Annotated in this window: 23 protein-coding genes; 12 read left to right on the forward strand and 11 right to left on the reverse strand. The window is 60.1% G+C overall.

Going from position 1 to position 14,738, the window contains the following annotated elements; genetic code table 11:
- Positions 1-88: 88 nt before the first annotated feature.
- The 4 genes from ACP7AP_RS13425 to ACP7AP_RS13440 all read right to left on the reverse strand — a co-directional run bounded on the left by ACP7AP_RS13425 (position 89) and on the right by ACP7AP_RS13440 (position 3,922).
- Complete coding sequence (locus ACP7AP_RS13425) at positions 89-499, reverse strand: VOC family protein (RefSeq protein ID WP_426034718.1); 411 nt, start codon at positions 497-499, stop codon at positions 89-91.
- Between the two features lie 507 nt (positions 500-1,006).
- On the reverse strand, positions 1,007-1,645 hold the full coding sequence (locus tag ACP7AP_RS13430) for a toprim domain-containing protein (protein WP_426034719.1): 639 nt from the start codon (positions 1,643-1,645) through the stop codon (positions 1,007-1,009).
- Positions 1,646-1,765: 120 nt separating this feature from the next.
- The gene (locus ACP7AP_RS13435; RefSeq protein ID WP_426034720.1) at positions 1,766-2,413 is read right to left on the reverse strand and encodes a hypothetical protein; all 648 of its coding nucleotides are present in this window, start codon (positions 2,411-2,413) and stop codon (positions 1,766-1,768) included.
- A gap of 72 nt (positions 2,414-2,485) precedes the next feature.
- Positions 2,486-3,922 carry a DUF6880 family protein gene (locus ACP7AP_RS13440; RefSeq protein ID WP_426034721.1) on the reverse strand — a complete coding sequence of 479 codons (1,437 nt, stop codon included), beginning with the start codon at positions 3,920-3,922 and terminating at the stop codon, positions 2,486-2,488.
- Positions 3,923-4,147: 225 nt separating this feature from the next.
- Between ACP7AP_RS13440 and ACP7AP_RS13445 the strand changes: the two genes are divergently transcribed.
- The 4 genes from ACP7AP_RS13445 (at position 4,148) to ACP7AP_RS13460 (ending at position 6,014) form a co-directional block, all read left to right on the forward strand.
- Positions 4,148-4,645 carry an integrase family protein gene (locus tag ACP7AP_RS13445; protein WP_426034722.1) on the forward strand — a complete coding sequence of 166 codons (498 nt, stop codon included), beginning with the start codon at positions 4,148-4,150 and terminating at the stop codon, positions 4,643-4,645.
- A gap of 123 nt (positions 4,646-4,768) precedes the next feature.
- Positions 4,769-5,098 carry an HNH endonuclease gene (locus ACP7AP_RS13450; protein WP_426034723.1) on the forward strand — a complete coding sequence of 110 codons (330 nt, stop codon included), beginning with the start codon at positions 4,769-4,771 and terminating at the stop codon, positions 5,096-5,098.
- Entirely contained in the window at positions 5,095-5,838 is a 744-nt protein-coding gene (locus tag ACP7AP_RS13455; RefSeq protein ID WP_426034724.1) for a GIY-YIG nuclease family protein, read from the forward strand. The genes ACP7AP_RS13450 and ACP7AP_RS13455 overlap by 4 nt, the downstream gene beginning before the upstream one ends.
- A 5-nt stretch (positions 5,839-5,843) precedes the next feature.
- Complete coding sequence (locus ACP7AP_RS13460) at positions 5,844-6,014, forward strand: hypothetical protein (RefSeq protein WP_426034725.1); 171 nt, start codon at positions 5,844-5,846, stop codon at positions 6,012-6,014.
- Here the strand turns inward: ACP7AP_RS13460 and ACP7AP_RS13465 are convergent.
- Genes ACP7AP_RS13465 through ACP7AP_RS13475 form a run of 3 tightly spaced genes read right to left on the reverse strand, consistent with a single transcriptional unit; the run spans position 5,986 to position 7,712 of the window.
- Positions 5,986-7,230, reverse strand: coding sequence for a phage portal protein (locus ACP7AP_RS13465; RefSeq protein ID WP_426034726.1), 1,245 nt, complete (start codon positions 7,228-7,230; stop codon positions 5,986-5,988). The genes ACP7AP_RS13460 and ACP7AP_RS13465 overlap by 29 nt on opposite strands.
- A 3-nt stretch (positions 7,231-7,233) precedes the next feature.
- Positions 7,234-7,449: a phage head-tail joining protein gene (locus tag ACP7AP_RS13470; protein WP_426034727.1), complete on the reverse strand. Its 216-nt coding sequence runs from the start codon at positions 7,447-7,449 to the stop codon at positions 7,234-7,236.
- Positions 7,446-7,712 (reverse strand): hypothetical protein, encoded by a 267-nt coding sequence (locus tag ACP7AP_RS13475; RefSeq protein ID WP_426034728.1) that lies wholly within the window; start codon positions 7,710-7,712, stop codon positions 7,446-7,448. Before ACP7AP_RS13475 ends, ACP7AP_RS13470 begins: the two co-directional genes overlap by 4 nt.
- A gap of 48 nt (positions 7,713-7,760) precedes the next feature.
- Here ACP7AP_RS13475 and ACP7AP_RS13480 point away from each other — a divergent pair, with 48 nt between their 5' ends.
- From ACP7AP_RS13480 to ACP7AP_RS13495, 4 genes are all read left to right on the forward strand, one after another.
- Positions 7,761-8,117, forward strand: a complete 357-nt coding sequence (locus ACP7AP_RS13480; RefSeq protein WP_426034729.1) for a hypothetical protein — start codon at positions 7,761-7,763, stop codon at positions 8,115-8,117.
- A 64-nt stretch (positions 8,118-8,181) separates the two neighbouring features.
- Positions 8,182-8,418, forward strand: a complete 237-nt coding sequence (locus tag ACP7AP_RS13485; RefSeq protein ID WP_426034730.1) for a hypothetical protein — start codon at positions 8,182-8,184, stop codon at positions 8,416-8,418.
- A complete protein-coding gene (locus ACP7AP_RS13490) occupies positions 8,408-8,632 on the forward strand; it encodes a hypothetical protein (RefSeq protein ID WP_426034731.1) in 225 nt (74 codons plus the stop codon). The genes ACP7AP_RS13485 and ACP7AP_RS13490 overlap by 11 nt, the downstream gene beginning before the upstream one ends.
- A gap of 14 nt (positions 8,633-8,646) precedes the next feature.
- Complete coding sequence (locus ACP7AP_RS13495) at positions 8,647-9,147, forward strand: DUF3489 domain-containing protein (protein ID WP_426034732.1); 501 nt, start codon at positions 8,647-8,649, stop codon at positions 9,145-9,147.
- Positions 9,148-9,225: 78 nt separating this feature from the next.
- Here the strand turns inward: ACP7AP_RS13495 and ACP7AP_RS13500 are convergent, their stop codons facing one another.
- From ACP7AP_RS13500 to ACP7AP_RS13510, 3 genes are read right to left on the reverse strand one after another with little or no spacing between them, the layout of a single operon-like run.
- Positions 9,226-9,666 (reverse strand): hypothetical protein, encoded by a 441-nt coding sequence (locus tag ACP7AP_RS13500; protein ID WP_426034733.1) that lies wholly within the window; start codon positions 9,664-9,666, stop codon positions 9,226-9,228.
- On the reverse strand, positions 9,641-9,949 hold the full coding sequence (locus ACP7AP_RS13505) for a DUF7220 family protein (RefSeq protein WP_426034734.1): 309 nt from the start codon (positions 9,947-9,949) through the stop codon (positions 9,641-9,643). Before ACP7AP_RS13505 ends, ACP7AP_RS13500 begins: the two co-directional genes overlap by 26 nt.
- Positions 9,946-10,329: a hypothetical protein gene (locus ACP7AP_RS13510; protein WP_426034735.1), complete on the reverse strand. Its 384-nt coding sequence runs from the start codon at positions 10,327-10,329 to the stop codon at positions 9,946-9,948. The genes ACP7AP_RS13505 and ACP7AP_RS13510 overlap by 4 nt, the downstream gene beginning before the upstream one ends.
- Before the next feature lie 186 nt (positions 10,330-10,515).
- On the opposite strand from ACP7AP_RS13510, the gene ACP7AP_RS13515 reads away from it, so the two are divergent.
- Together ACP7AP_RS13515 and ACP7AP_RS13520 are read left to right on the forward strand one after the other, a co-directional pair.
- A complete protein-coding gene (locus tag ACP7AP_RS13515; RefSeq protein ID WP_426034736.1) occupies positions 10,516-10,713 on the forward strand; it encodes a hypothetical protein in 198 nt (65 codons plus the stop codon).
- 58 nt (positions 10,714-10,771) lie between these two features.
- Complete coding sequence (locus tag ACP7AP_RS13520; protein ID WP_426034737.1) at positions 10,772-11,026, forward strand: hypothetical protein; 255 nt, start codon at positions 10,772-10,774, stop codon at positions 11,024-11,026.
- Positions 11,027-11,546: 520 nt separating this feature from the next.
- Here ACP7AP_RS13520 and ACP7AP_RS13525 read toward each other — a convergent pair.
- A complete protein-coding gene (locus tag ACP7AP_RS13525) occupies positions 11,547-12,455 on the reverse strand; it encodes a LysR family transcriptional regulator (protein ID WP_426034738.1) in 909 nt (302 codons plus the stop codon).
- Positions 12,456-12,552: 97 nt separating this feature from the next.
- On the opposite strand from ACP7AP_RS13525, the gene ACP7AP_RS13530 reads away from it, so the two are divergent.
- Together ACP7AP_RS13530 and ACP7AP_RS13535 are read left to right on the forward strand one after the other, a co-directional pair.
- Positions 12,553-13,551 carry an Ldh family oxidoreductase gene (locus ACP7AP_RS13530; RefSeq protein ID WP_426034739.1) on the forward strand — a complete coding sequence of 333 codons (999 nt, stop codon included), beginning with the start codon at positions 12,553-12,555 and terminating at the stop codon, positions 13,549-13,551.
- A gap of 115 nt (positions 13,552-13,666) precedes the next feature.
- Positions 13,667-14,671, forward strand: coding sequence for a glycine betaine ABC transporter substrate-binding protein (locus tag ACP7AP_RS13535; protein ID WP_426034740.1), 1,005 nt, complete (start codon positions 13,667-13,669; stop codon positions 14,669-14,671).
- Positions 14,672-14,738: the final 67 nt, after the last annotated feature.

Consider the following 14,738-nt stretch of genomic DNA (forward strand, 5'->3'; position numbering starts at 1 on the left):
TTCCACGCATAACACTCCAGCTGCTCCCGCCTAAAAGCGGGATTGTTGCACGACTGGGGTGGTCAGTTTTGGACGCTGTTCCACCCCGTCAGCTGGTCACTTTTGCACGCTGTTTTACACACAAGATCTCCCATACGTGGCCATCGAGATCGTCGAAGCTGCGCATGTACATGGAGTCGTTAAGCTGAGGTTCGCGCCTTGGTTCGCTGGCGCCCGCTGCGATAGCCTTGTCGACGATCTGATCGATTCTGGTCTTATCGTCAAAGGTAAGGCAAGTGAGCACTTCGGTTGACTTGTGCGCATCAGCCATCGGCTTTCTGGCAAACTCTTTGAATTTGCTGTGCGTAAGCAGCATAACATTGATCTCATCCGAAAAGACGATGCACGCAGCCGTCTCGTCGGTGAATTTCGGGTTGTGGGTGAACCCCATAGCCTTGAAAAAAGCCACTGACTTGTTGAGGTCCTTGACAGGGAGATTGATGAAGATCTGGGTCGACATGTAGGTCACCTTACTAAGTTGCGCTGCTACTTCTGCCGATTTTTGGGTTCACGCCCCTGTTCGCATTTGATTTTTTGCCCGTCAGGCACCGTCGCAGTTCGCGCGATAGATGGACTTGGTCGGCATCGCAGCTTTGTCTGTCAAAAATTCCATTGACGAGTATGTATAGCACGGCGAGCTCCATCGCAGATTGATCTGCATCAGCACTTGCAGCAGTCCGACCTGCGGAGATGATCGAACAGCGGTTAGACCAAACGACACGGCGCGCCACACCGCTGCATGCAGCCTCTTGCCTTAATGCTACGGCTTCGGGCTGAAGCGGAAATGTCAGTTTTGATCGGTTTGTCGGGGTGAAGCAAACTGCAGTTTCTGGCTTAACCTCGCCGACCGATGGAACCTTTCTATCTGCTTTCCGGTTCAATTATTGTGATTTAACCCATAAGGAGGGCTCCAGATGAGCTATATTTAGGGTTTCTTGGTTGCTGTGCCCAAAGCCAACAAACAAGCCTAAAGGCTTATCCCGTTGATCCCGGTCCCACTACATCTTGTGCTGTGCTGCGCACTAGAAGCCGCGATTTTTCGTTGTGGGATAGATGAAGGTGGGCGCGTTTGGCCCGGGAAGACGGCTCGACGTGCGTTGACGGTCGCGGTGCGAGTCAGTGACAGATTGTAGATCTGATCAGCCTGGCGGCGAGCAACAGCGGCGGCGTAGAGCCGGGCGTATTCTGAATTGGGTTTGGCCCGATCAAATGACTGGCGTATGGTCTGGGCGTCTTGAGCGGTAAACAGCACCCGCATGACATGGCCCCGATACTTGTAATGTTCGAGGATTTCCTGGCCGATGAGCTGACCTTCCCGATCACAATCGGTAGCAAGCCATACCTGCTTGGCCGAACGCAGCGCCTCACGAATTGCTTTGAGCTTCGCCGCCTTGCTTCCACCTTTTGCCGGTCGTGTGCCATAGAGTTCCTGGGGGCGCAGCAGAACCGGGGACCAACGCTTCCATTCCGGCACCACATCCTCTGGTTCGAGCAAGTCAAATAAGTGTCCCTCGGCGGGCAGAACCATGCCGTAGCGGGATCCAATGGCGGCGCGGACGTCTTTCGCCTGGCTGGTCTTCTCGGTGATGACGATCTGATCGATCATAATGCCCTCGTTTAGGGCAAAGAGCCCTGACAGGAACATAAAGCGAACATCCGTATACCGCAACCGAGATTAAATGAACAAAAATCACCCAAATGCCCAGATTGTCATTACGCATCATGGTCAGTGAAGGGTGGTGGGCCGCCCCATGGGCAGTGTTTCCAAGGTTTGTGCCCGCGCCTTCTTGCAAGACTGGATGACGACGTTGATTTCGTGCTCGGCGATCCGGCTCATCTGCTGAAAATGCTTGATGGTCTCGGTGATGCTGGCCACGCTCGCGGGCTGCGAAGCCAATTGCTCCACTGCTGCGAAAATCGAGCGCATCTCACCGAGAATGCTGACCGACTTGTGCGCACTCTCCGGCAAATCCATCTCATCTTTGTCGACAAACAACCCGTCAACAAAGCCTTCGATCTCCTCGCGCCGAACACGGGAGAACCTGGTCAGGAATGCAAGGCTCGCAGGAGCCGTTGCGATCCGGGCGAGCTTGAAAGGGTCCATTCGCTTTTGATGCGTGCTGAGGGCATTCCACAACCCTTGAAACAGCGTACCAAAGAACTCCTCGGCGTCAGATTTGCTCTCGAATACCGGCAACTCGTTGTTCCAGATGCGCTGTATCTCCTGCATCGGGGAAACCGTCATGTCCGGCGTCGCAATGTTGCCCATGAAGCGCGCTCGGACCTGATGATACGGGAGGGGGCAGGCATAACGCTCGAGCAACGCTTTCGGAGAGAGAACGCTGGTTGCCTGATTTTTCGATGGTTTTCTCATCCAATCTCATCCTTATAGTAGGCATCACCGCAGGGCAGCGGCCGCGCAAGAGTCGAGCCGCGCCGTGTATTGCTAACTTGAGTGTTCCCAGAAACTATACTTCCGCCCGTGCTGCGCCTTCAGCCGCGCCACATAAACATCATGCGTCTCAAACGCTCCGAAGTCGTCGATCCTGGACGCGAGTTCGGCGCATTCGGCGAAGTGCTGAGCAGCATAACCGTAACGTTTTGACCTGGCCGCGGTCAACGTAAAGTCGATCATCGCCCGCAGGGCCAGCGTGGCGGCCAAGGGGTAACGCTCGGACAAGGCTTCGGCGGCCGGGGTCAGGATTTCATAGTGATTGCCGTCGATTTCGCTATGGCGGTCAATCAGAAGCCGGGCGGCGCGGTCCGGCGACGGCCAGTCCAGAAAGAAGCCAAGGGCGGGCAGCAGGCCCGGATGCGCCGCAGCGTAGACCATCGCACGTTCCTCGGCTTCGACATCGTCGAAATCGGGAAGCCGCTTCAGAAAGGTGCGCAGGTAGTCAGGCGAGAGATCGCGCTCGAAACAGGCCCAGCGGAAAGCCTGCGCCTCGTCGTTGCGGTCAAGCGCCTCCAGCACTTCGATGCGGGCATCCTGCCATTCGTGCGAAACCCAGCGGCTGTTGTCCACTTCCGCCCGCTCGATGAAGCCGAGCGCATCTTCTGCCCTGCCTGCGGCCAGCAGGCGCGCCGCGATTTCGGCGGCGATCTTTGGCACCTTGCGCGTGGCAGGATCGTACTGGGCGATGAACGCATCCACGTCGCCCATCGCATCGGCGATGTCCTTCAGCGCCATCCCGACCAAGCTTTGCCGGGCGCGTTCCTCCATCTGATGCGCATAGGTGGCACCACCGCTGCCATAGGCCACCGCCTCCCATTCGCCTTTCGGCGGCACAGGAACTGGCGTCGCTGCCAGGACCTCGATCCGCTGCTTGAGATGGGCGAGCCCCTCGGCCCCCAGCGCGGGAGTCAGGATGGCGATCAACCCGTCATACTGTCCGTAGCCGTTGTCGCGCAAAGCCTCGAGTGCCGCATCGGCCAGCGCCGCTGCCGGTGTCCCGGCGGCAAGTGCAATCTCGCCCAACAACGCGCAGGCATCGTGAAACACGCCAATGACGATGCCGCTGCTGTCATCGCGCCGCTCGAACAGCGGCGTTGCGACCTGCATGAAGCGCCACAGAAGTGCCAGCCCTTCGGTCGGGTCGGCTGGTGCGATCTGCTCCCTGATAGCCCGAAGCTGGCTTTCCAGATCGGTGACCAAGGGCTTGCGGTTCTGCCAGTTCACAAAGCTGCGCGCCCGCGCGATGCTGGTCAGTCGTTTGGCCACTTCGCGTCCAGCTTCCTTCGGGCTTTTCGCACCCGCCAGTTCCAGCCGCAAGCGCCGCTTCGCCACCGCAGAGCCGGTGCTGATTTCGATCAGCAGTTCCGCCAGACGCATTGCGCCCAGAGTTTCGAGGTTCTTTGCATTCAGGGTTGTCTTCGATGCCATTGGAAATCCGTATCAATTTTGAGCCACCCTAGCAGCGCTCGGCGACGAGCGAAACGCCGACGCTGATTCGACACCAAGACCGGTATTGCGTCATTCCCAGCAAGTTCAGCCGCCCCAATGCCTACGCAGATTTTCCTTTTATTGCGCAATTTCAATGTGTTCGTTGACTGTTCCCAGATGATCCCCACAGTAGGGGTCAACCACGATCATCGCGCAGGATCGCCCATGCCCAAACTGACCAAACGCACCATCGACGCCACCGAGCCGCAGGCAACGGAATTCTTCCTCTGGGACGAAGGCATCCCCGGCTTTGGGCTGCGCGTGATGCCAAGCGGGCGAAAAAGCTTCGTTGTGCAGTTCCGCGCCGGGCGGCGTGCCCGGCGGATGAGCCTCGGGCCTAGCACGGTATTAACCTGCGATCAGGCGCGCACCCGGGCGATCACCATCATCACCGGAACCCTGCCCGGCAAGCCACTCAGCGACCTCCAGCCCTTCTGGCAGCGCGTCCGCGCCCGCGCAGGGGTCAAGGATGTCCGGATCCACGACCTGCGCCACACCTTTGCATCGACTGCCGTCGCATCCGGCCAGGGGCTGCCGATGATCGGCAAGCTGCTCGGCCACACGCAGGTGCAGACCACGGCGCGTTACGCCCACCTCGCGGCAGACCCGGTCAGGAGTGCCGCGAATTCCGTGGCTACATCGCTGCGCGAGGCGCTTGGTTAGGTCTGCCGGATTGTTTGCCTCCGACACCTATTGTGCCGCCCAGTCGCCGCACGACCAGTATTTCTTTGAGCGGCGCAATGAAATGGTGGCAGGGGTCGTGAGGCCATCTTCCGCGACCGACTGATGACCTATTGGCAAGGCCGCTGCCCCCTGACCGGGATCACCGACCCGGCCCTGCTGCGCGCCAGCCACATCATCGCGTGGAAGGATTGCGCCAGCGATGCCGAGCGGCTGAACGTGCACAACGGCCTACTGCTTTCGGCGCTGTGGGACGCGGCCTTCGACCGGGGTCTTGTGACCTTCGATGACGATGGGCGTCCTAAATTCTCGCCGAAGCTAAGTGAAACAGCGCAGTCCGAGTTGCGTTGGCATGCGCCCATCCCGCTCACCGACAAACACCGCGCCCGCCTTGATTGGCATCGGGCGAAAGTCTTTGACAGGACTGCACCATGAAGCCCCGCTCGATCAACATCTTCCTCCTCGACGGCGATCCGAACGGCATCCGGGTTGCCCAGATCATGATGTCGACAATCCAAGCCATCGCCTTCCGCCGCAACAAGTTGGGGGAAGTACGCAAGACATTTCCTGAGATTGAGCGGCCTGGGGTGTACATCTTGATCGGCGAAGATGAATCCGAACAGGATCGTCAGCTTGCCTATATCGGCGAATCCGAGGGTGTGGGTGCCCGTTTGTCATATCACAACTCGAACGAATTGGGGCGAGACGCCAAGGGCTTTTGGGTCGACACCGTCGTTCTCATAAGCAAAGACGAAAACCTCACGAAGAGCCATGCGCGCTATGTGGAAGCATGCCTGATCCGTAACATTGGCAGCAATCCTCGCTGGTCGCTTCCAAACGCCAAACGGCCATCTGAAGATGCCGGCAAGTTGCCGCTGCCTGATCGCGCGGCAATGGACGAGTTCGTCGATCAGACAAAAACCCTCGTCGGTGCCCTTGGCTGGGATCTTTTTCGCGAGATGCTAGGGAGAGCGACAGAAGCGGTCCAGGCCGTGCGCGACATTCCAGCGGGTCCGTCTGCAGACAAGTCGCGTTTTTTCTTTCGCGGCGAGGGGTTTGCCGCCGAAATGGAACTCGGGCCATCCGGCGAGTTCATGGTCAAGTCTGGGTCCAAAGCACGTTTGAGGACAACGACGACGATCCCATGGTCGCCGCCAGGTTGGCGCCAATGTTGACCTGATTGCCAGTCGCGCCAGACGCCACGAAGGTGAAGGCCGTGCCGTTGATCCTAAGGGTGCTGTTGACGGCTGGTTGCGCCGAGAAGGTGATCGCCCCGCTTGCAGCGACCGTGCCAGCGGTGATTGGTGCCCCGAAAGCCGCCTTCAACCAGAAGCCGAAACCCACCGCCTAGATTGGCACCTCGACATCGCCGTCGGTGGTGATCGTAGGTCCAACGCCCCCGCCAGCACCGCCGTTTCCAGCCAGCGCGCCCAGACCGGGCGGCACAGCTGATGCGCGATCACCCCGTGCTGCAACTGCTCGACCCGGCGGCGAAACTCGACCAACTCTGCCCTGAGACTCGAATAGTTGGCCTGCCGCACATCGCCGGTCACCAGATGATAGGGCAGCCCGAGCGAGGCCGACACCGACAGCAGGGTCCGATATTGAAACGCCTCATAGCCGCCACCAACATCGGCAGGGCTGGAGAACTTCACATCCTCACCCGGCAGCAGAACCTGCAAAGTGCCGGGCTCCAGACTGACGGTTGCGCCGCTATCGTCGGTCGCCTCGATCTCGCCCATCAGCTGCTCTTCGGGTGCTGTCTTGGTGATGAAGCCCGCGAACATCGCCGCCGTCTTCTTCCGGTCAAGTTCTGCATCGTCGTACTGGTCGAGCAGGAACAGGCGCACCATCGCCGGGGCCACATGCGGCAGACCCCGGATTTGCCCTGCATCAATGGGGCGGTAGATGTGCAGAACGTCCCCGGCCGGGACACGCACCGTCTCAGACGTGGCCATGCCCTGATCGGTACTGTCGCCGGGATGGCGGCGGCGGAAGTGATAGGCCTGACGCCGCCCGATGGCATCGAACTCAATACCGCAGCGGATGCGGTTGCCATTGGGCGCAGTGTCGGTTGCATCAAAGGGCAACATTTCCGATTGCAGCAGTTGCAGCTGAAACGGCACCAGCAGACCATCTTCTGCCCGGCGCGAACGCAGTCGCACAAAGCATTCGCCCGCAACGAACATCTCGCGCGCCACCATCGCCTGGAGGCCGTAGAAATCGGTCAGCCCATCGGCATCCGCCTCATCGGTCCAGGCGAGCCAGAGCCGCTGCACCCGGTCGCGCAGGGCCGGATCCTCGATCAGCGACGAGGGTTTGATGCCATCACCGACGAGGTTCGACGCGAACGCCTCGCAGGCATTCGCCGCATAGCCGTTGGTCACCACCAACTCACGCGACCGCGCCAGCAGACGCGGCCCGCCCGAGGCAACCAGCGAATTGATGTTTTCCAGCGGCGGCAGCCAGCCCCGCAGCCGGCGCTGCGACATCGCGCCTTCCAGCCGGGCCCGCAAGGTTGCAGGGCCGCCGATCTTCCGGCGGCGAAAGGCATCGAGCCAGCCCATGCGTCAGGGTCCCTTGCTGGTGATCACGCGCACCTGCCGGATGATCTTGCGTCCTTCGGCGGTCGCGATCTCGCGGTCCAGCACTTCGATGGCCCGGTCGATCTCGGCCAGACTGCGGTAATCGACGGTCTTGCCGTCATAACTCACTCGCGCCACGCCGGAGGAGCGCTGCGTCGAGAGGGTGTCGCGGCGGGAGCGGAGTTCTGCAATCGTCGTCATTTGATTTGACCATAAGCTTGAAAGCGTTGCACTTGAGAGACTTGCCGCCCGCTGAAAGCGAATCCATGACCCCCTCCGAAATAATGCGCGATCTCGCGCGGAACGACATTTTTCCAAAAGCTGCCATGGCCGCCGAAGGCGAACGGCGTGAAGAAATGACACCGATCTTCGTCGAACTGGTTGAACGGCTCGGACGCCAACAGGTGACCGCCGCCACTGCCGGTCGCTGAAAGGATCAAGCCATTACCATCGACACCATCCACAAAGATGTCGCCACGCTGCCCGGGATGCAGCAGATCTGAGGCACGCAGATGAGCACCCGCGCGCAGATCGCCATCCAGATCGGCCCCGACGAATGGGCCCATGTCTACGTCCACTTCGACGGCTACCCCGCCCATATGCTGGCTGCGCTGGAGCGCTGGAAGCCCGAAGATATCCTCGCTGCCCGCGAAATCTGGCAGGTCACGCCCGAGGCACTGGATTGCTTCGCCCCGCCCTGTGCCCCGCGCATCCTGCCGCGCCCGACGCGAGAGTTTGCCCATCTTTACATGTGGATCGGATGCCGCTGGGTCAGTGTGGTGCCGCAGGAGGATGCGGATAGACCCCGGACACGACAGCCCGGAGTACAATCAGAGAGCACTGATATTGCTTGGAATTACCTACCCTAAGCACCACGTCAGAGCGATTGTGATGACACGGAAACGATGCAACTCACCCAAGGAAAACCACGCCATGACCACCCGCCGCGCCACCGCCACCGCCACCAACGACAAAGCCCTGAACGCCTTCCTCGCCGCCAAGCGCGAGATCGACGGGATGCTGGTGCGCATCAAGACGCTCAGCGACGACCATTTCGAGACCAACCCCGACGAAATCAACTGGGGCGATGTTGGCACCCTGAACCACTACGCCGGCCTGCTGCGCCAGATCACCGACAGCGCATTCCATGAGGGCGAACATGCCGCTTGACCCCGCACAGCGCCATCAGATCGAACAGGACGCCATCACTGCCGCGTGGGAGGCCAAACGCCTCACCGCCTGCGACGACGCCATCGCCTTGCTGCTCGAGATCGCCGATCTGCAAACCGACGATGATGGCGATGTCATCATCGGGGCCGACGAGACTGGCCACAACGATCTGCTCGCCCGCATCAACGCCTTCCTTTCCGACCATGCCGAATGACAGGAGCCAGAACCATGACCGACCTCACCGACACCCAGACCCTGATCCTCAGCACCGCCTGCGCCCGCGAGAATGGCCTGATCTTCCCGGTCACCGCCAACCTCAAGGGCGGCGCTGTGGGCAACATCTGCAAGAGCCTCCTGAAGCGCGGGTTGATCGAGGAAATCCCCGCCGCTGACCCGGATACTGTCTGGCGGCATGGCGAAGCGGGTTCGCTGACCCTGCGCGCCACGCCACTGGCCCATCAAACCCTCGGGATCGGCGATGCGCCAGAGACCCCCGAGCCCACGCCAGTCCCCAAGCACCAGCGCAGCGGCACCAAGCAAGAGGCGGTGATTGCGCTGCTGAAATCCGAAGGCGGCGCGACCATCGCCGAGATCATGGCCGCAACTAAGTGGGCCGGTCACACCGCGAGGGGCTTCCTGTCCGGGGCGCTGAAGAAGAAGCTCGGCCTGACCATCACCTCCGAGAAGGTGGATGGCAGAGGGCGCTGCTACAATATTCCTTCAGCCTGATTGAATGCCGCACCGCTGCCCCTTGCGCCGCCGTCGACCGATACCCGGTCGGCGGCTTTCGCCTTCAAGCCCGTCAGACTATTTGCCGATCTGGCGCTGCTCCAGCGTCTCGTCATCGCCGTCGGACTTCATGACATCGGCGATGAGGTGGTTCACCATTTCGTCGAAATAGCGTGTCAGTTCCCGATGCAGGTTCTGAAACTCGGCGGCGATTGTTCGCTCGAAATCGCGCTTGCGGGCTCGCACCATGACAGTCGTTCGTCGCTGGCGAGGGTGCCGATAGGGCTTCACATCATGCTTTCGACACAGCGCGACGAACACCCGAACGGCCCAGACATCCGGAAGGATGTACTGCAATTCGATTTCAGGCTCCGAGGCATTAGCTCCGGCCAAGTCCAGCCGGGCCTGCATCCGCCCGAGCGCTGCCCCGGCCGCTGCCCGTTCTCCGGGCGTCGCGCCACGCGCGAAGAGCGCCTCGAGTTTCTCCAGCTTATCACGGATGTGTTCGTGGTTGTTCATCTTCACCGCAGCCTGATGGTTCAAGTTCAGGCGTAAAGCACCACCGTCTCAGCAGGTCAACCAAGGTCTGGAGGCATCGCCCTCGCTCGAACAGCCGCCGCAGCACATAGCCACGCACCAGCGACACGCCGGCGAAGGCAAGCCCGATGGTCAGGTGCTCTGCCAATCCCGTTTCGATCCCGAACCATGGGAACACCACGATCTGCGTCGCGATGGCCAGCACATAGCCCACGACCACATTGGCGACGGCCTCGACCAGCGACATGGCGCGCGATTGTTTCATGCTGGCACTTCATCCATCGGCCAGCAATTCAACTGCCAAAGTTCTGAGCGCATGCGCTGCAACCAAAGGGACCACGCCGTTGCCACAGAGGCGAAGCCGGTCCACCCGGTGGGCCAGCCCATCAGCGCCTCGACGAACAGCGGGTTCAAGGTCCGGCGCACATCGCAGGTATCGCTGCCAGCCACCTTCATCACCAGGACCTGGCGGCCAAGCAGGCCGTTCACCGGCGTGTTGACAAGGCTTGTCGCCCCGTCCTTGTGATCGCGCGCCGTCGGCGTCATCCACAGGCGGCTGGCATGGGTCAGATCGGCGGTCTTGCGGTTGCCCGCGCTCGGCTTGCAGCCATCGTTCGCCATCGGCGTTGGCCAATCCCGCGCCATACGGTCCAGACCCTTCTCGTCGCGCCTCTCGCCACCCCGGCTGCGAAAGCTGGGTTCGCGCTCTGGGGTCGCGCCAGCAGGGCAGCTTTCAAGAGCGGTGTGTTCATCCAGTCGGGTATGGAGATACCAAGTGGCTCGATCGCGGCACTGGAGCCAACGGCACTCCAGCCGGGAGATGATTGCGCCGTGGCACTTCCAAGTGGCGTCTGGACTTTCAGCCGTGGCTCCGAACCGGCGCGGGAACTCACCTTCTTTTCCGAGCGACTCGGGATTTCGGTTTCATTGTTGCATTTCGATGATGACCGCAAGGGTGCTGAGATCGTCGAGGATGAGCCATGGGATGCCTATGATCAGTTCACCGCCAATGGCCAGTTTTCCACTTAGCGACACTTCCAGAAGATGAATACAAAACAAATACTTAACGACGACGAGGGGCGATAAGATGACAGAAACCACCGAAGCTCCGAGATCCTATTGGTTCGTTGGCGCAAGCTACGGTCGAACGGAAGACCAGACGCCTCGTTTCCTGAGTGAAGGCATCTGGGAGAATGGCTACGACGACAAGCATCTCGACCTGGTGCGCTCAATGCAGCCCGGCGACAAGATCGCGATCAAGTCGTCCTATACCAGAAAACACAATCTACTAGATGTACGCCTATCTGCGTTCAAAAAAGGGCTCCGGCGATGGGTATTCTGACGACGCCGAAGGGCTGTTGCTGCATCCGGCTGCTGATTCCCATCTCGACGAACCTGTCGTCATTCAAGGCCACAAAATCAGGTTCATGACTGTCGACCTGACGGCCAGCGCGTCAGACATTCGCGCGGAATTGCTGCGCGTGCCATATGGTAAGAATGGTGACACAGAACGGAAGCACTGACGTTGGGGCTCGTGCGACCCAAAGTCAGTGGTGATTGCCATGAAAAACTTCGCAGGGCGGGATCGCCGGGCGAACTCGAAGCGTGCCTTGCACGACATGTTCTTCGCTGCAACGAGCTTGGAGCGCGCTCACAATGATGTTCTTGGGCGCGGAGGGCGGAGAACGGACGTCCAAATTGTTATTTGGTCCTGTACTCGCATGGCTAAAGCGGTCGTTCATTGGTGGAAAGGGGTCTGCGGGCGAATCTTAGCTGGGACGAACGTATTCCGCGATACGGTCGGCCAGTGTTAAATAGGAACTTACGATTTGGAACGCCGCGCACGGAACTTCGCTGCTGCCCTACTCAGAGTAGATCGATACGATGCTGTGCTGTTCTGTCATTTCGGCGATGGCTGAAATGAAGTGTTCTTGGAACGCACGCGCCAGCGGGCTTTGCACGCGTCCTTCACGTCTGAGTATGCCCACTTTGCGGCGGCAGCTTTGGTCGCTTACAGGGCGCGCAACCAACTGCGGTGGAAGCCCGACGGTGGCCAGCCCGGGCAAAAGGGTAACCCCGATGCCGGCGCGCACCATGGCGAGCAACGAGGTCACATTTCGCACCCGCAGTTTCGTTCGTGTAGCGATGGCCTGAAAGTCTGCGGCGCGGATCCCGCGCGTCGTCTCGTTCAAGATCAGGGGCACATTTTCCAGATCATGCCAATCTACCGGGTCTGCGCGCTGTGCCAAGGCGGAGGTTGCCAGACAGACCAACTGCATTCGGTCCTCAAAGATCGGCGTCACAACAAGGCCCGCATCGGCGATCCCCATGCTGGCGATGCCCAGATCGGCCTGCCCCGTCGCCACGAGCCTGAACACGTCCGCACTGTCGGTATCCACCAGATCAATTTCGGCGCTGGGCCGGTCTGCCACAAACTTTGCCAGCATCTCGGGGATCAACAAGGCCGCTACCGAAGGGACCGAGGCGATACGCAGCCTGCCACTGTTGCCGAAGGCATGCTGTTCGATCAACTCGATCGCGGTATCGTGGTCGCGCAAAAGCACCCGTGCGACCCCTGCTACATAGCTCCCCAGTTCCGTCAAGCTATGTTTTCGGTCCGATTCAAACAGCGGTGCGCCCAGATGGTCCTCCACCTGCTTCAAGGTCATGGAAATGGCGGATTGCGTCCTGAACAGCCGGTCGGCTGCATCGCGGATATTGCCGCATTCGGCAACTGTGACAAAGACGCGCAAAGCCTCGGTTCGAATCATGGCAAACTTCAATAACTCTGAAACAGAGTCAATTAATAGTCGTTTGGCTGAAGCGGGTCAAATGGCTAACTGCCAGTGGCAACAACAGGAGAGTGCCATGACCGGAAAACAGTTCAGTTTGAATGAGGTCGAGGCGCTGGCTTGCCAAGTCTTGCTGACGGCAGGTGCCTCCCCTGCGGCAGCTTCCGCCGTTGCCCGGTCTATCCGTCAGGCTGAGCGGGATGGCATCCGCAGCCACGGCCTGCTATATTTGCCCATCTATGCAGAACATCTGCGCTGCGGCAAGGTTCTGGGACTGGCCGAACCCATCTTCTCGCATCCCAAGCCCGGCAGCATCCGCGTCGATGCAGGCAACGGCTTTGCCCATACCGCGATTGATGCTGGTTGGGAGGCTTTTACCAATGCGGCGCGTGTTTGCGGGATTGCAGCCCTGACACTGCACCGATCCTACAATTGCGGCACGCTGGGCCACCATGCCGAACGTTTGGCCGAAGGAGGCCTGATCGGTCTGTGTTTTACCCACGCGCCCGCATCTATTGCGCCGATTGGTGGCAAGGTTCCAGTGATCGGCACCAACCCCTTCGCCATTGCGGTGCCGGATGGAGCAGGTGGAGCGCTTTTGGTGATCGACCAATCGGCCAGCATCATTGCCAAGTCCGAAATCCTGCTGCGCGCCCGCAAGGGCGAACCGATTGAACCGAACTGGGCGCTGGATGTTGAAGGCAGGCCCACCACGGTCGCAGAAGAAGCTTTACGGGGTTCAATGCTGCCGAACGGAGGGCAAAAGGGCTTTGGTCTGGGCCTGATGGTGGAAATTCTGGCCGCCGTCTTGTCTGGTGCCAACCTTAGCCAAGACGCCAGCCCGTTTTCGGGCACGGCGGGCGGGCCGCCCGGCACCGGGCAATGCTTTATCGCGCTGGACCCGTCAGGGTTTTCCGGGGCGGTCTTTGACCAAAGCTTGCGACGGCTAGCGGGGTCGATCACGGAACAGCCCGGCGCGCGCCTGCCAGGTTCGCGGCGCAAGGCCAACCGCACGCGCATTGAAGCCGAGGGCGTTCTGGTGGATGCCGCTTTGCTGGCCCGCATCGCGGCCTAACTTCATTTTTTCTGAATTTTACTTGATTTATATTCGTTTGATTGAAGCTGTCCCTCCGCCTAACGTTCCGTCAATGCCTTGCGACCAAGGCGAATCAATCAAACGGGGAGCCAGAATGAAAACCACATTGAAACTGACGGCTGCGGCGCTGCTTGCTGCGATGAGCCTAGCCTCCACCTCAGCCCAAGCCGCCGATTGCGGCACGGCGGGCACGGTGACGATTGCCGAGATGACCTGGTTGTCCGCTGGGACCCTCGCCCATGTCGCGCAAAAGATCATGGCCTCGGGCTATGACTGTGACGCGCAGCTGATCCCGGGCGATACGGTGCCCACGGCGACCTCAATGCTGACCAAGGACCAGCCTGATGTGGCGCCCGAACTGTGGGTGTCCACCGCGCAGTCGATCTGGGACGAGATGCAGACCAAAGGCAATGTCTACAAAGCGTCCGACATCTTCGCTTCGGGCGGGGAAGAGGGATGGTGGATTCCTGACTACGTTGCGGCGGAACATCCCGAAATCAAGACGATTGAAGATCTGAAGGCCAACTGGGCCGTGTTCGCTGATGCTTCTAACCCCGAAAAAGGCCGCCTTTACGGCTGCCCGCCCGGCTGGGGTTGCGAGCCGATCACCAACAACCTGTTCAAAGCTTTGGGTTTGGCTGACACGTGGGAATTATTTCCGTCAGGCTCGGGCGAGACTCTTAAAGCGTCGATTGCCAAAGCCGTGTCCCGCAAAGAAGCCTTCATCGGTTACTACTGGGGGCCAACCGATGTGATCGGCAAATATAATATGGTGCGGATGGCAACCCCACCGTTTGACGCTGAAAACTACAAGTGCCTTGTCGATATCAACTGCGCCGATCCCAAAGTCAGCGGATGGGCGAACGGCGAAGTGGCTGTAGCTGTCGTGACCTCGCTCAAAACGCGTGCGCCGGATGTGGCCGAGTTCCTGAGCAAGATGCAGGTGCCGAACGATGACATCAGCGCTGTTCTGGCTTGGGGCGATGACAATGGTGCAACCACCGACGAAGTCGCGACCTATTTCCTGAAGAACTACGAAGCGATCTGGACCACATGGGTTCCTGCCGACGTGGCCGACAAAGTGCGCGCCTCGCTCTGATCCGAGGCGACAATATAGGGGCAGCGCAAGACATTGCCTGCCCCTTCCCTTTTCCGCGACCAGAGGA

This window comes from Cypionkella sp. TWP1-2-1b2 (genome assembly GCF_049896245.1).
Taxonomy (GTDB): Bacteria; Pseudomonadota; Alphaproteobacteria; order Rhodobacterales; family Rhodobacteraceae; genus Cypionkella.

Excerpts from the sequence above, each read along its gene's own strand:
- ACP7AP_RS13425 (WP_426034718.1), bottom strand. The coding sequence starts at position 499 with ATGTCGACCCAGATCTTCATCAATCTCCCTGTCAAGGACCTCAACAAG.
- ACP7AP_RS13430 (WP_426034719.1), bottom strand. The coding sequence starts at position 1,645 with ATGATCGATCAGATCGTCATCACCGAGAAGACCAGCCAGGCGAAAGAC.
- ACP7AP_RS13435 (WP_426034720.1), bottom strand. The coding sequence starts at position 2,413 with ATGAGAAAACCATCGAAAAATCAGGCAACCAGCGTTCTCTCTCCGAAA.
- ACP7AP_RS13440 (WP_426034721.1), bottom strand. The coding sequence starts at position 3,922 with ATGGCATCGAAGACAACCCTGAATGCAAAGAACCTCGAAACTCTGGGC.
- ACP7AP_RS13445 (WP_426034722.1), top strand. The coding sequence starts at position 4,148 with ATGCCCAAACTGACCAAACGCACCATCGACGCCACCGAGCCGCAGGCA.
- ACP7AP_RS13450 (WP_426034723.1), top strand. The coding sequence starts at position 4,769 with ATGACCTATTGGCAAGGCCGCTGCCCCCTGACCGGGATCACCGACCCG.
- ACP7AP_RS13455 (WP_426034724.1), top strand. The coding sequence starts at position 5,095 with ATGAAGCCCCGCTCGATCAACATCTTCCTCCTCGACGGCGATCCGAAC.
- ACP7AP_RS13465 (WP_426034726.1), bottom strand. The coding sequence starts at position 7,230 with ATGGGCTGGCTCGATGCCTTTCGCCGCCGGAAGATCGGCGGCCCTGCA.
- ACP7AP_RS13470 (WP_426034727.1), bottom strand. The coding sequence starts at position 7,449 with ATGACGACGATTGCAGAACTCCGCTCCCGCCGCGACACCCTCTCGACG.
- ACP7AP_RS13480 (WP_426034729.1), top strand. The coding sequence starts at position 7,761 with ATGAGCACCCGCGCGCAGATCGCCATCCAGATCGGCCCCGACGAATGG.
- ACP7AP_RS13485 (WP_426034730.1), top strand. The coding sequence starts at position 8,182 with ATGACCACCCGCCGCGCCACCGCCACCGCCACCAACGACAAAGCCCTG.
- ACP7AP_RS13490 (WP_426034731.1), top strand. The coding sequence starts at position 8,408 with ATGCCGCTTGACCCCGCACAGCGCCATCAGATCGAACAGGACGCCATC.
- ACP7AP_RS13495 (WP_426034732.1), top strand. The coding sequence starts at position 8,647 with ATGACCGACCTCACCGACACCCAGACCCTGATCCTCAGCACCGCCTGC.
- ACP7AP_RS13500 (WP_426034733.1), bottom strand. The coding sequence starts at position 9,666 with ATGAACAACCACGAACACATCCGTGATAAGCTGGAGAAACTCGAGGCG.
- ACP7AP_RS13505 (WP_426034734.1), bottom strand. The coding sequence starts at position 9,949 with ATGAAACAATCGCGCGCCATGTCGCTGGTCGAGGCCGTCGCCAATGTG.
- ACP7AP_RS13510 (WP_426034735.1), bottom strand. The coding sequence starts at position 10,329 with ATGGCGCGGGATTGGCCAACGCCGATGGCGAACGATGGCTGCAAGCCG.
- ACP7AP_RS13520 (WP_426034737.1), top strand. The coding sequence starts at position 10,772 with ATGACAGAAACCACCGAAGCTCCGAGATCCTATTGGTTCGTTGGCGCA.
- ACP7AP_RS13525 (WP_426034738.1), bottom strand. The coding sequence starts at position 12,455 with ATGATTCGAACCGAGGCTTTGCGCGTCTTTGTCACAGTTGCCGAATGC.
- ACP7AP_RS13530 (WP_426034739.1), top strand. The coding sequence starts at position 12,553 with ATGACCGGAAAACAGTTCAGTTTGAATGAGGTCGAGGCGCTGGCTTGC.
- ACP7AP_RS13535 (WP_426034740.1), top strand. The coding sequence starts at position 13,667 with ATGAAAACCACATTGAAACTGACGGCTGCGGCGCTGCTTGCTGCGATG.